Source organism: Methylibium sp. T29 (genome assembly GCF_000576205.1).
GTDB lineage: Bacteria > Pseudomonadota > Gammaproteobacteria > Burkholderiales > Burkholderiaceae_C > Methylibium > Methylibium petroleiphilum.
The window spans coordinates 1-2,511 of sequence record NZ_AZND01000376.1 but is presented as its reverse complement, the minus strand read 5'-3'; the positions used below and the strand labels follow the sequence as shown (position 1 = coordinate 2,511).

Genomic DNA, 2,511 nt, shown 5'->3' with positions numbered 1-2,511 from the left:
CTACCAGTGCCATGCAGCAGGCCGCGGCCGGCGCGGTGCCGGCGGCGATCAATTGCGCGGCGCGCACCAGCATGCGCGTCGACGCGCCTTCGTCCAGCCCCTCGCCCTGCAGGCGGCGCGTGCGCACGCCCAGCGCCACCAGGCTGGCGGCTAGGTCGGTGGGGATGCCGGACTCGCGCGCCACGATCTCCACCTCCACCTCGGTGCCGGGGTAGCTGCAGTCCAGCGCGCAGAAGCGCTGCCGCGTCGCGGCCTTCAGCTCGCGGGGCGCGCCCGGCGTGCCGGGGTTGTAGGACACCACCAGCTGGAAATCGGGGTGTGCCTTCAGCAGCTCGTTGCGGCGGTCGATCGGCAGCAGGCGCCGCGTGTCGGTGAGCGGGTGGATCACCGCCAGCGTGTCGGCCCGCGCCTCCACCACCTCGTCGAGGTAGCAGATCGCGCCGTGCCGCACCGCCAGCGTCAGCGGGCCGTCCTGCCAGTGCGTGCCGTCGGCGTCGAGCAGGTGGCGGCCCACCAGGTCGCCGACGCTGGTGTCGTCGTTGCAGGCCACGGTGATCAGCGGGCGCTGCAGTGCCCAGGCCATGCGCTCCACCAGCCGCGTCTTGCCGCAGCCGGTGGGGCCCTTCAGCATCACCGGCAGGCGCTGCGCGCAGGCGGCCTCGAACAGCGCCAGCTCGTCGCCCACGCTGCGGTAGTAGGGCTCGGTGGCGATGCGGTAGGCGTCCATCCGCAGGGCGGCGGCTGCGGCGGGCGCCGCCCGGGGCGTGGGCGCGAGCATGTCGATCGCGCCCACCTCAGCGGTGGCCCACGCTGCCCTGGTGGGGCAGGCCCTCGATGGGGGCCTCGTCGGTGCCCACCGTGCTGCGGGTGAAGGACTCCACCTTCTCGCGCATCGCCTCGGGGTCGGCGATCCACTGCGCATAGAAGTCGTATGGGCAGGCGGCCACGCCCTTGTCGCCCTCGCGCGAGTTGATCATGCCGGTGTAGCCGCGGTGCAGCAGCTTGAACAGGTGGTTCTCGCTCTGGCCGTTGCGGCGGAAATCGCGGATCAGGCTCTTGCTGAGCGCCGCGTACTGGATGCCCATTTCCTCCTCGCCGCACTCGCCCAGCGTGCGGCCGTCGAAGCCGATGATCGCGCTGTGGCCGAAGTACGAGTACACGCCGTCGAAGCCCGCCGCGTTGGCCACCGCCACGTAGGTGTTGTTGGCGAAGGCCATGGCCTTGCTGATCAGCACCTGCTGCTCCTTGGCCGGGTACATGTAGCCCTGGCAGCGCACGATCAGCTCGGCGCCCTTCATCGCGCAGTCGCGCCAGATCTCGGGGTAGTTGCCGTCGTCGCAGATGATGAGGCTGACCTTCAGGCCCTTCGGGCCTTCGCTCACGTAGGTGCAGTGGCCCGGGTACCAGCCCTCGATGGGCACCCACGGCATGATCTTGCGGTACTTCTGGACGATCTCGCCCTGGTCGTTCATGAGGATCAGCGTGTTGTACGGCGCCTTGTGCGGATGCTCCTCGTGCTGCTCGCCGGTGAGCGAGAACACGCCCCACACCTTGGCCTGGCGGCACGCGGCGGCGAAGATCTCCGTCTCGGCGCCCGGCACCGTGGCCGCGTTGGCGTACATCTCGGCGCTGTCGTACATGATCCCGTGGGTGCTGTACTCCGGGAAGATCACCAGGTCCAGCCCCGGCAGCCCGGCCTTCATGCCCACCACCATGTTCGCGATCTGCTTCGCGTTGGCCAGCACCTCGGCCTTCGTGTGCAGGCGCGGCATCTTGTAGTTGACGACGGCCACGCCCACGGTGTCCTTGCTGCTGGAAATGTCTCCGTGGATCATGGGGCGCTCCTGCTCCTGATGCGGCTGATGAACGAATCCATTCTTCGGTGGCCCCTCCGCCCGGTGAATACGTTGATTGACGTAGGCCGCGCGACGCGCCGCATCGTGTGCGTGACGGCCCTGCTGCTGCTCGCCGCCGGGGCCTGCGGCGCCGCGCAGGACACGCTCGATGCCGATGAAGCGCCCCCCACCCCCGCCAGCCACGCGCGCTGGCTGCCGCCGCAGGTGCAGCTGCTGCGCGACCTGCGCTACGGCGACCACGAGCGCCAGCGCCTCGACGTGTACCGGCCCGCCCAGGCGCAAGGCGCGGCCACCGTCTTCATGGTGCACGGCGGCGGCTGGGCGCACGGCGACAAGGCCATGGACTCGGTGGTGAAGCACAAGGTGCAGGCCTGGGTGCCGCGCGGCGTGGTGGTGGTGTCGGTCAACTACCGCCTGCTGCCGCAGGCCGCGCCGCTGGAGCAGGCGCGCGACGTGGCCCGTGCGCTGGCGTTCGCCCAGTCGCGCAGCACCGAATGGGGCGGTGACCCCGCGCGCTTCGTGCTCATGGGCCATTCGGCCGGCGCCCACCTTGTGGCGCTGCTGGACGCCATGCCCGCCCTCGCGGCCGAGGCCGGTGCCACGCGCTGGCTCGGCAGCGTGCTGCTCGACAGCGCCGCGCTCGACGTGCCGGCGC

At 71.0% G+C, this 2,511-nt stretch carries 3 protein-coding genes; 1 reads left to right on the top strand and 2 read right to left on the bottom strand.

The genetic code is table 11. The features are described from left to right. Both x551_RS21065 and x551_RS21060 read right to left on the bottom strand, forming a co-directional pair. The coding region (locus tag x551_RS21065; RefSeq protein ID WP_051512263.1) for a CbbQ/NirQ/NorQ/GpvN family protein at positions 1-778 on the bottom strand (778 nt) is incomplete at its 3' end. A 16-nt stretch (positions 779-794) separates the two neighbouring features. Next, positions 795-1,835, bottom strand: a complete 1,041-nt coding sequence (locus x551_RS21060) for an aliphatic amidase (protein ID WP_036236347.1) — start codon at positions 1,833-1,835, stop codon at positions 795-797. Between the two features lie 63 nt (positions 1,836-1,898). Here x551_RS21060 and x551_RS21055 point away from each other — a divergent pair. Beyond that, a partial coding sequence (locus tag x551_RS21055) for an alpha/beta hydrolase (protein ID WP_253950443.1) occupies positions 1,899-2,511 on the top strand: 613 nt, incomplete at its 3' end.